This is a genomic window from Arthrobacter sp. TJ-263, from assembly GCF_058269155.1.
In genome coordinates this window covers 258,238-268,728 of sequence record NZ_JBZCNE010000002.1, presented here as the reverse complement: position 1 = coordinate 268,728, position 10,491 = coordinate 258,238, and the positions used below count along the sequence as shown (strand labels likewise).

The window sequence follows — 10,491 nt, the reverse complement described above, 5'->3', positions numbered from 1 at the left end:
GTCTCCTACACGAAGCTCGATAACGGGTGTGCTGTGGGTGATTGGACGGCTGAGTTCTTCAAGGGCAAGGATTTTGCCGGTGCGCCGGTAAAGATTGAGTGTGTCGACGATATTGATCAGGCGTTCGCCGATGGTGCGGGTCCTGCCGGTGTTGGTACGACCGATTACTCGGTGCGTTGGACGAAGACCGTGGCCGAAGGTGCCGGGACCTATGAATTCCAGGCGCGTACTGATGACGGTGTCCGGATCAAGGTCGACGGGGAGCTGGTGCTGGATAAGTGGTTCCCGCAGAGCGCGACGCAGACCCATACCGCGGCCGTGATGCTGGATGAGTCCGCGGTGGTCGAGGTCGAGTACTACCAGAGATGGGGCAAAGCCTCCGCGAACGTCTCCTACACCCGCGTAGGTGCCGACACCGAGGCCCCGTCAGCTCCAGGCCAGCTCGTCGCTACGGCGGACGACTCCGCCGTAGCCCTCAGCTGGGAGGCCAGCGCCTCCACGGACACCGTCGGTTACCGGGTCTACCGGGGAACCGAGGCCGGCGTAGAGGCCTCGGACACTCCGCTGTCGGGCTCCCCGCTGGTCGGTACACCCAGCTACCGGGATGTCAGCGCCGTCGCAGACGTGACCTACTACTACGTGGTCACGGCCGTGGACGCTGCAGGCAACGAGTCCGAGGTGTCGAACGAGGCGATGGCCATGGTGGCCACCGTCGAGGACACCGAAGCACCTGACGCACCGCTCGACCTCGCGGCCGTCGCCGGCGACGCCTCGGTCGAGCTGACGTGGGCCGCGTCGACCGCTGCCGACACCGCCGGCTACCGGGTCTATCGCTCGCTGCAGCCCGTGGTCGCCGACACCGGAGAGGATGAGGCCGTTTCCGGGGAAGCCCTCGTGAACGGGACCGCCTACACGGATGACACGGTCAGCAACGGCACCACCTACTTCTACGTGGTGACCGCAGTGGACACCGCCGGCAACGAGTCGGAGGTCTCGAACGAGGTGTTCGCCGTCCCGACGGTTCCGAACACCACTGACGTGAAGGTGGACTTCACGGCAACCAACGCCGTCCCTGCCGCGGGTTACCTCGCCGACTGGGGCCAGTCCTACGGACCTCGGACCAGTCCGAACCAGGGCACCGGGCTCTCCTACGGGTGGCTCTCCGAAGACGGGACCCCCGTGAGTCTGGTCGGCAACGGCAGGGAGCGCGTCCGCACGGGCATCGACGGACGACTCAACAGCATCATCCACATGCAGTACGGCGACGTGAACGGGACCAACGGTGTCAACACCGAGGGCGTCTGGGAGCTCGCGGTACCGAACGGCCTCTACGAGGTCGAAATCGCGGTGGGTGACGAGCCCGGCGCATCGAACGTTTACGACTCCAACCACGTGATCAACATCGAAGCCGGGCTGGGCATCGAGAGCTTCCAGGCCACGGCCGGCGAGGAGTACCGCACCTCCACCACCACCGTCGGTGTATGGGACGGCGCGCTCACGCTCACGGCGACAGGCGGAACGAACACGAAGATCGCCTACGTCGAGGTGCTCGGCCTGGAACAGGCACCGCACGTGGACACCATGCGGCCGGATAACCGTGCCTCGGGACACGATCTCAACGACGGCGTCTCCGCGACCATCCGCGTACCGTACGCCGGCGTCGGCGTGGACCCCACGACGCTGCCGGGAAATGTCCACATCTACGAGGCAGCCTCCGGCGTGGAAGTGCCGTCGTCCACCGGGACCTCCGGCGGCAACGACGTCATCTCCACCCAGCCGGATTCGCCCCTGAAGCCCAACACCAACTACCGCTTCGTGGTGACCGACGAGGTGAAGGACAACTTCGGAGCACCGTTCGTGCCCTTCTCCTCCATCTTCACCACGGGAGCCGGCACGGTCGAGACCCCCGAGGAGTTCACACCCCTGAGCGGCGTCGGATTCGAGAAGGTGGAACTGCCCATCGGGGCGGGAACCTACTGGTCGACCTTCGCCTTCGGTCCCGATGACAAGCTGTATGGGGCAACGATCGGCCAGGGCCTGTTCCGCTTCACCGTGAACGAGGACGGGACACTTTCCAACAAGGAAAGCCTCGGCTACCAGGGCCGCGCCATGGTGGGCCTCGTCTTCGACAAGTCCTCCACGGCCACCGACTTGAAGCTGTGGATCACCTCCACCAGCGCCAATGTCGGCAACGAGCAGGGGCAATGGATCTCCGGCATCAGCCGGCTCACCGGCGCGAATCTGCAGAACGAGGCCAAGATCTTCGAAGGCCTCCCGCGCTCCCAGTCGGACCACCTGACCAACTCCATGGTCTACGGTCCGGACGGACGCCTGTACTTCCAGCAGGGATCGAACCAGGCAGCGGGTGACCTCGACAACTCCTGGGGTCAGCGCGGGGAGAAGCTCCTCACCGCCGCAACCCTGGTCTTCGACCCCGCGAACCCGCAGGTGCAGGCCGCGGCCAGCGGTGCCGGCTCGATCAACGTACAGACAGCCGACGGCGGAACCTACAACCCGTACGCCTCGAACGCTCCGCTGAAGATCTACGCGACCGGCATCCGCAATGCCTACGATCTGGTCTGGCACTCCAACGGACACCTGTACGTCCCCACCAACGGCACGGCAGGCGGAGGCAACTCACCCGGCGTCACGGCCAACGCCAACGGCACGTTCACGCGTGTCGCGGCACCGGGCATCCCGGGTGCGTCCACCGTCAACGGCAGGGACGTCACCGCGCAGTGCCAGCGTCGCAACTACACCGGAGGATCGGTTCCGGCCATCGCCAACCACCCGACACAGCGCGACCTTCTGTTCGACGTCGTCGAGGGCGGCTACTACGGCCATCCCAACCCCGAGCGTTGCGAATGGGTGCTGAACGAGGGCAATGACCCGGCGAACCTGCCGGAGTCTCCAGGACAGGGAGGCAGCAAGTACGCCTCCGGGGTGAAGGCGGATCCGAACTACCGCGGAATCGCTTATGACTTCGAGTTCAACAAGTCCCCGAACGGGGCGCTCGAGTACCAGAGCGACACCTTCGGCGGTCAGCTGAAGGGCCGCCTGGTGGTCACGCGCTTCTCCAACAACAACGACCTCATCTTCCTGCAGCCGGACCCCGCGACCGGCAAGATCCTCGGCGCGCAGGTACCCACCGGCGTACCGGGTGTCCCCAACACCACCATCAGTGGTGCGGACGGGTTCAACGATCCGCTGGAGGTCGTCGAGGATCCGGGGACGGGCAACCTCTACGTGAATCAGTACGATCGAAGTGGTGGCGCGCAGAAGATGTTCCTCCTGCGGGTGCCTGCCGACCAGCAGGCGGCCAAGCTGGATGCCTCTACGGACGAGCTCGTCTTCTCGGCCGTGAAGAACACCACCAGCAGCACCAAGCCGCTCACGGTCACCAACACCGGCCCTGATGCCGTGACGCTCTCACGGGCGATCCAGGGTGCGCAGGCCGGCGAGTTCACCATCACCGGTGGATCAGGGACCTCGCTCGCTCCCGGAGCCAGTACCACCCTGCAGGTGGCCTTCAAGCCCGGATCCGCAGTAGGACAGCGGAGCGCGACGCTTGCGATCACCGCCGGCGACACGACGCTCGAAATCGGTCTGTACGGGCTCTCCATGAACGGCATCGAAGGCGGGAACGAACCCACTTTCGCGGACGTCCTGGGCACGCTCGGCCACAAGGTCAACGTGGGGTGGACCAACCTCGCAGGCGGTGTGGAACCGACCGCGAAGGGTGATGAGGTACTCGAACCGCTGTTCGTGAAGTCGGGCAGCGCGCCGGTCACCATGAAGCCCCTGGCCCAATACGCACCCCGCGAGGACCTGCCTTTCGGGTGGTACACCGGCAACGGGACGGAGACCGAACGCAACAAGGTTGGCTCCATCGATATCAGCGGCTACCAGTCACTGCTTCCGCCTGCTAGTCCAGGATCGGCGAGCAGCTTCGATCCGGGCACCGAGGAGTTCGGGTTCTACTTCTACTCGAACGTCTTCCAGCGGGTCGGCTTCACCGAGGACCGGCTCAATACCGGAATCGCCCACCGGGCGCGCATCTACCCGGCAAAGGACCGCTCCGGAGCGGCGATGGCCAACAGCTACATCGTGGCCTTCGAGGATGCCGCCAACGGTGACTACCAGGATTACGTGTTCCTGGTCCAGGGAGTGAAGCCGGCGGGCGACGTGACACCGCCGTCGACAGACGCGATCCGCGTCAACTTCTCCGACCTCGCCGGGCCCCTGCCCGCCGGATACCTCCGGGACCACGGACAGGCCTTCGGCGCACGGACGGCGCCCGATCAGGGCACCGGACTGAGCTACGGCTGGAAGAGCCAGGCCACGGAGAACCCGCTGGACATCTCGACCGGCGGCACCACCCCGGGCAACGGGCGGACGCGGGTCACGGCGCAGACGGACCAGCGCCTGGAGTCACTGATGCACATGCAGTCCGGTGATGTGTCGGGGACGTTCAACGGTGTCGCGACCTACGCGTACTGGGAGGTGGCGCTGCCCGCCGGCGAGTACCGGGTCACTGTCGCCGCGGGCGATTCGACGGTCAACACTTCCGATCTCGAGGCGCACACCATCAACCTCGAGAACCAGCCCGTCATCAGCAGGTTCGTTCCGACCGGTGCGGCCGGTGCGAACAGCCGCCACGCCACGGCGACCGCTGACGTCGAGGTCACCGACGGTTTCCTGACCGTCGACGCCAATGGCGGCACCAACACCAAGATCAACTACCTGGACATCGTCCCGCTGGCCGACACCGAGGTGCCGGGGGATGATCCCACCGACGGCGCCCAGGTGAAGGTGAACTTCCAGACTCCGGCGGCACCGACGCCGGCAGGATGGACCGCCGATACGGGCATGGCCTTCGATGCCGAACGCAAGTTCGGGTGGCTCGTCGACGGGGCGCCGACGGACCGCAGCAGTGCCGCGAGGTACCGCACCACGGCCACGCCTGGCATCAACTACCCCGCCGACAACCCCTTGCTGCAAACGACCACACTGATGGGGCCGGCGACCAACGTCAGCACCGGGGTGTGGGAGTACGAGCTTCCCAACGGGACGTACAAGGTCGCCCTGTCCGTCGGTGATTCCGGATTCCTGGATTCCACCCACGGGGTCGCTGTCGAAGGGCAGCCACTGGTCAACTCCTTCGTTCCGACCGGAGCAACCCCGTTCCAGACCGGGACCCGGGATGTAGCCGTCGCGGACGGCAAGCTGACCGTGACGTCGACGGGCACCAACAGCAAGATCAACTGGATCTCCATCAAGGGAGACGGCCTCGACGGCCCGCCGGCGGCGACCACCGAGGTGAAGTACAACTTCCAGACGGAATCCGCTCCTACGCCCGCAGGCTGGATCAAGGACTACGGGCTGGGCTACTCGGCGGCCACCGGCTTCGGCTGGCTGGTGGGCGGGGAACCTGCAGACCGCGTGCTCGGCGGTCGGTACCGCACGGCCGCGGCATCCGGGATCACCTATCCGGCCAACGACCCGCTGCTCCAGACGCTCAATATCATGCAGAGCGGAACTGTCACCGGGTTGTCGGACGGCACCTGGGAAGCTGACGTAGCGGACGGGACGTATACCGTCAGCGTCTCCGTCGGTGACGCCGGCTTCCTCGATTCGACGCACGCGATCGAGGTCGAAGGCACCCCCGTGGTCGATCCCTTCGTTCCCACCGGCAGCGCCCCGTTCAAGACAGGCACGGCCCAGGTGACGGTAACGGACGGACAGCTGACGGTGGTTCCCACCGGGACCAACACCAAGATCAACTGGATCACGATCGCGGGCAAGGCACTCACCGCCCCATCGGTCGCCGTCACGGTCAACGGGACGGAGATCGGCTCCAGCTTCAGCGGCGGGACGGCCAACGTGTCCCTTGCAGCCACGGCGCCGACCGGGACGACGATCGAATCGCTCACCTACTCGGTGAACGGGGCGGACCCCGTGGCCTACACGGCACCGTTCGTCTTCGACACGGCCGGCAACTACGTGCTCGAGGTGACCGCCACCGACACCACCGGGGCATCCACCACCAGGACCGTCCAGTTCGAGGTCCTCGACATCGGCGGGACGCTGACTCTCCGGAACGAACAGGTCACCCGCCAGGGCGGAGCCCCCATCCCCGGCCTGTCCGAGGACTGGCTGGTCATGCACCGCATCAATGGTGGCGTCTCGACCCACGAGGTCGTGGACGAGGCCACGGTGACGCTGTCCAACACCGGCAGCAAGGGTCTTCGCATCACCGAACTCGCCCTCGGCGGACCCAACGCCGGGCAGTTCACGGTGACCAACGCACCCGAACTGCCGTTCACGGTGCAGCCCAACGCATCAGTCCCGGTCACCGTGCAGTTCACGGCGGCGTCCGGCGGCAAGGGTGTCAGGGTCGCACAGCTGAACGTCAGGTCGAGCGACCCATCCGCTGCGCTGAAGCCGGTGCAACTCCGGGGCGCCTACATGACGCAGCCGGAAGGCAACAGCGAGCTGTCCGTCAATGAGATCGCCCAGGCGTTCGGCTGGACCACGGACCTCGGCAACCCCTCCAACGGCGACGAGATGCGCACCTCTGCCCTGAACGGGGAGGAAGTCCGGTCCCTGCAGTGGAAGCGGCTCGACTCGGCCATCCCGGTCACCGCCCGTCAGATCGCGGCCTTCCACGGTTGCTGCACGGCAACCGAGACGGTCAACATCAACGGGGCGACGGCGACACACAACGCGGCGTACGGGCAGGCAATGCTTCCCCTGAACAACGCGTTGACGGGACCCACGCAGCTCACGACGAATCCCACCGGGAACGTCGGGATCGTCGTGGCAGGGCAGTCCACCAACAACGCCAACTACATGGCCGTGAAGACCTGGCCGGTCAGGGACAGGGACAGGAAGATCGTCCCAGGGGCGTGGATCGTGGGTCACGACTACATCAGCTCGCCGAACCAGTGCGGTATCGCACCGACGAACTGTGACTACCAGGACAACATGTACCTCGTCACGAACATGGTCCCGGTTGCCTCGTCCGACACCACCGCGCCGGGCGTCGTCACAGGCGTCGCCGCAGCGGCTTCCGGGTCCGCGATCGACGTCACCTGGGCGGCAGGACCGGAAGCTGACCTCGCCGGCTACTACGTCGAGCGGGCAACCTCTGCGGCAGGACCGTGGACCCGCATCAGCGGGAACACGCCCGTACGCGGTCTGAAGGTGACGGACACGAACCTCCCGTTCGCTGCCCAGGCCTTCTACCGGGTGCAGGCGGTGGACGCATCGGGGAACGCCTCCCAGATGTCGGCCACGGCAAGCACGGCCATCCCGGCGTCGTCGAATCAAGCCATCCGTATCAACGCGGGCGGCGGTGCGGTGACGACCGGCGGCGTGAACTGGCTGGCCGACACGTATTTCGCAGGCGGCAAGACCTACACCAACCCGTCGGTCACGCAGATCGCAGGCACCGACAGCGATGCGCTCTACTTCTCGGAGCGCAGCGCAACCACCGGTCCGGGAACGTTCGGGTACAACATCCCGGTGCCTGCGGGAAACTACACGGTCAGGCTGCACTTCGCGGAGATCTACCACGGTGCAACTGGAGGTGGAGCCGGCGGAACCGGCAAGCGTGTCTTCGGCGTCAACCTCGAGGGAGGACCGCAGGAGATCAACAACCTCGATCTCAATGCGGTCGTCAGCCCGATGACGGCCCACATCGTGAGCCAGACCCTGGGTGTCACGGACGGGAACCTCGATATCGACTTCGCATCCACCGTGGATCAGCCGAAGATCTCCGCGATCGAGGTGATCCGCAACCCCTAGGTAGGAGATCGCGCCTTCCCCGTCCGAGTGTCGGATCGGGAACGTAGCTACCGCGAAGGGGGAGGTCCTGGATGGTTCCAGGGCCTCCCCCTTCGCTTGCGGTCAGCGTGGCTAGGCGGACGGGAGGGCAAGCGCTCGGAGGGCCGGGACGATCTGAGCGACCATCTGTTGGTACACCTCGTCGCTGCGTCGGTAGGGGTCGACGACGTCGTCCTGTCCGGACGCCGCGTGGGCTGACCTCGCGCGAAGTGCCCGGGGGAGGGCTGCTCGCCAGCGGTCAGCCGGCGGCAATGCCTCATCGAGCGTCAGGTGCGGAAGAATCCTCGCGAACTCGCGCAGGGTGAAGGTCTTCCTCAGCATGGACGGTGCCATTTCGACGATACGGCTGCGGTGCTCCCGGGTGAGGGCGAGTGCCAGGTCCGCATCGTGAAGGAGCTCCGGGGTGAGTTGTCGGGAAGAGAAGTTCTCCGCCGAGCCGCCGAACACACGGATAAGTCCCGCTACCTGCGGATCGATCGGATTGCCGACCAGCGCGCCGGTGCCGGCGCTCTCGACGACGAACTCCTCGGGGTAGCGTTCGTCCAGCCCCGCCTGCAGTAGCCGCTCCGCCATGGGGGACCGGCAGATGTTGCCGGTGCAGACCGTGAGGATGCGGAACGGTGTGTTGTGAGACGCTGTCCCGGCGTCAGTCCCAGCTAGCATGTTCTAGGGCCTGCCGATGCCCTTGTAGTTCCAGCCCGCGGCCCGCCAAACGGTGGGATCCATGACGTTGCGGCCGTCAAGGATGTTCTTCGCATGGACCAGCGGGCCGGCATGCCCTGGGGTGATGTCCCGGTATTCCTGCCATTCGGTCAGGAGGAGGAGGGCGTCCGCTTTGCTCATTGCCTGCTGTAGGTCTTCTTCATAGGCGAGTTCCGGGAACCGATTACGGGCGCCCTCGATGGCCTCCGGGTCGGTGACCGTGACCTCTGCGCCCTGCAGTTGCAGTTGCGCGGCGATGCTGAGGGCGGGGGAGTCGCGGACGTCGTCGCTGTTGGGTTTGAACGCTGCTCCCAGGACGGTGATGCGCTTGCCGAGAAGTGAGCCGCCGACGAGCGTGCGGGTCAGCTCGACGACTCGCAGGCGGCGTCGGACGTTGATGTCGTCCACCTCACGAAGGAAGGTCAGCGCCTGGTCTGCTCCGAGCTCTCCGGCCCGTGCCATGAAGGCGCGGATGTCCTTGGGCAGGCAGCCGCCGCCGAAGCCGATGCCCGCGTTCAGGAACTTGCGGCCGATGCGTTCATCCAAACCGATCGCGTCCGCGAGGACGGTGACGTCGGCGCCGGTGACCTCGCACACCTCGGCCATGGCGTTGATGAAGGAGATCTTCGTCGCCAGGAAAGAGTTCGCGGCGGCCTTCACCAGTTCGGCGGTGGCGTAGTCCGCCACGAGGCGGCGGGTGCCCAGGGACAGGGGTGTGCTGTACACCTCGTCGAGCGCGGCCGTCGCTCGGGCGCCCGGCTCTCCGGCCGGCACCCCGTAGACGAAGCGGTCGGGGGAGAGCGTGTCCTTCACAGCGAATCCTTCGCGGAGGAACTCTGGGTTCCAGGCGAGGACGGCCTCGGGGTAGCGATCGGCGAGGTCGTCGGCGAGTCGCGCGGCGGTGCCCACCGGGACGGTGGACTTGCCGACCACCACGTTGCCCGGCTCCAGTGAATCCAGCAAAGACATGAAGGCGCCGTCCACGTAACGCATGTCGGCTGCATACTCGCCCTTGCGCTGCGGAGTACCCACGCACAGGAAGTGGACTTCAGCGCCCTTCGCGTCCGCCATGTTGGCGCTGAACTTCAGCCGTCCTGTCGCCAGGACCTCGTCGAGAAGTTCAGGCAGGCCCGGCTCGAAAAAAGGTGCCCGGCCGGCCTGCAGCTCGCCGATCTTCCGCGGGTCGACGTCGATGCCCACCACGTCGTGGCCCAATTTCGCCATGCATGCGGCGTGCACGGCCCCCAAATAGCCGCAACCGATCACGGAAATACGCATGTGCTTGTCCCCTAAAAAAAGTTCCCCAGTCAGCACGATCCTAGTAGAGCAGTTCTCGCCCGGACGTCCCACACGCCCTCCTCAGGGGCGAACGCGGTCCAAACACGGCGTGAACTACCGCTGCGCAGGACCGAGTGCAGGCCGTGCCCGGAGCAGTACCCAGCCCGCCCCGCACCCCAGGAAGGCACCGAGCGTATTGGCGAGCACGTCCCACGGCGTCGCGAACCGCTGCGGTAGCAGGACGAGCTGCGTCACCTCGATCAATGCCGAGAGTCCCAATCCGGCCAGCGGCCCGGCCCAGCGCCAGGACCGCGGGGCGAGGATGAACCAGAACAGGCCGAACGGTACGAACATCAGCACGTTCGCCACGGACTCGACCACGCCGTAGGAGACGAAGTTGGGCAACCCCCACCCGTACAGGAACTCCAGCACGCCTCGCAGCGTGCCACCGCCCGCGCGGTCCACCGGCGTCGGCCACAGCACGATCAGCGGGACGGCCAGGAGCCACACCCCGCACAGCGCGGCGGCCACGGTTCGGTCCCGGTGGGAGGGGAGCGGCGCAGTATTCAGCGGGGATCCTTCGGGGACGGGCCGCCTGACCGGCGGGAGTGGGTCCATTATTGCTGACGGAACAGGCGGCAGGCCTCGGTCCTGTACCATGGA

General features: G+C 66.2%; 4 protein-coding genes. 1 reads left to right on the top strand and 3 read right to left on the bottom strand.

The genetic code is table 11. From position 1 onward, the window contains the following. Positions 1-33: 33 nt before the first annotated feature. A complete protein-coding gene (locus AC4D2F_RS11825) occupies positions 34-7,809 on the top strand; it encodes a malectin domain-containing carbohydrate-binding protein (RefSeq protein WP_490910730.1) in 7,776 nt (2,591 codons plus the stop codon). 111 nt (positions 7,810-7,920) lie between these two features. On the opposite strand, the gene AC4D2F_RS11820 is transcribed toward AC4D2F_RS11825, so the two are convergent. The 3 genes from AC4D2F_RS11820 to AC4D2F_RS11810 all read right to left on the bottom strand — a co-directional run bounded on the left by AC4D2F_RS11820 (position 7,921) and on the right by AC4D2F_RS11810 (position 10,359). After that, positions 7,921-8,511: an arsenate reductase/protein-tyrosine-phosphatase family protein gene (locus tag AC4D2F_RS11820; RefSeq protein ID WP_490910729.1), complete on the bottom strand. Its 591-nt coding sequence runs from the start codon at positions 8,509-8,511 to the stop codon at positions 7,921-7,923. 3 nt (positions 8,512-8,514) lie between these two features. Beyond that, on the bottom strand, positions 8,515-9,828 hold the full coding sequence (locus AC4D2F_RS11815) for a UDP-glucose dehydrogenase family protein (protein ID WP_490910728.1): 1,314 nt from the start codon (positions 9,826-9,828) through the stop codon (positions 8,515-8,517). Positions 9,829-9,942: 114 nt separating this feature from the next. Next, the gene (locus AC4D2F_RS11810) at positions 9,943-10,359 is read right to left on the bottom strand and encodes a VanZ family protein (protein WP_490910727.1); all 417 of its coding nucleotides are present in this window, start codon (positions 10,357-10,359) and stop codon (positions 9,943-9,945) included. Positions 10,360-10,491 lie beyond the last annotated feature (132 nt).

Bases quoted from the DNA above. Each gene is read 5' to 3' on its own strand.
- AC4D2F_RS11820 (WP_490910729.1), bottom strand. From the start codon at position 8,511: ATGCTAGCTGGGACTGACGCCGGGACAGCGTCTCACAACACACCGTTC.
- AC4D2F_RS11815 (WP_490910728.1), bottom strand. From the start codon at position 9,828: ATGCGTATTTCCGTGATCGGTTGCGGCTATTTGGGGGCCGTGCACGCC.